1 protein-coding gene is annotated in these 918 nt (G+C 76.4%); it reads right to left on the bottom strand.

Features of this window, described 5'->3' with window-relative positions; translation table 11 throughout:
- The coding region (locus tag LZ017_RS21770) for an amino acid adenylation domain-containing protein (RefSeq protein ID WP_241399029.1) at positions 1-918 on the bottom strand (918 nt) is incomplete at both ends.

Below are 918 nucleotides of genomic sequence, written 5' to 3'. Positions count from 1 at the left end.
GTCGGGCGCCGGCAGCGCCTGCCGGTCCAGCTTGCCGTTGGGCGTCAGCGGCAGCGCGTCCAGCACCACGCAGGCCGCCGGCACCAGGTGCGCCGGCAGCTGCCGCCCCAGCGCCTCGCGCAGCGCCGCCGCGTCCACGCCCTCGCCGCTCACATAGGCCACCAGCCGCCGATCCCCGGGCAGGTCCTCGCGCGCCAGCACCACCGCCTCGCGCACCCCCGCCTGCGCCCTCAGCCTCGCCTCGATCTCGCCCGGCTCGATGCGCAGCCCGCGGATCTTCACCTGCTGGTCGTTGCGCCCCAGGAACTCCAGCGTCCCATCGTCGCGCCAGCGCGCCAGGTCGCCGCTGCGGTACAGCCGCGCCCCGGCCTCGCCCGAGAACGGATCGGGCACGAAGCGCTCGTCGCTCAGCGCCGGCCGGTTCAGATAGCCGCGCGCCACCTGCGCGCCGCCGATGTGGATCTCGCCCGCCACGCCCGGCGGCACCGGCTCGCCATGGCGGTCCAGCAGATAGATCGCCGTGCGCGGCAGCGGCCGCCCGATGTGCGGCGGCTCGCCCGCCCCCAGCCGCCCCGAACTCGCCACCACCGTGCACTCGGTCGGGCCGTAGTTGTTCACCAGCTCAAAGGGCAGCGGCCCCTCGGGCACCCGGCCCAGCCGGTCGCCGCCCACCAGCAGGTGGCGCAGCGCCGGGCCGAAGCGGCCGCGCTGCAGCGCCAGCTCGCCCAGCGCCGTCACCAGGAAGCTGCTGTGCAAGACCTGACCCTCCCACCACTCCAGCAGCTGCAGCGGGTCGGCCTGCGCCGGCGCCAGTGCCAGCGTCGCGCCCATGCAGAGCGTGGGCCAGACCTCCCAGCCGCAGGCGTCGAAGGCCGGCCCCGCCGTGCAGCTGCTGCGCTCGCCCGGCTGCAGCGGGAA

This window comes from Pelomonas sp. CA6 (assembly GCF_022549225.1).
Taxonomy (GTDB): domain Bacteria; phylum Pseudomonadota; class Gammaproteobacteria; order Burkholderiales; family Burkholderiaceae_C; genus Roseateles.
This window is presented reverse-complemented; position numbering and strand designations above follow the sequence as displayed.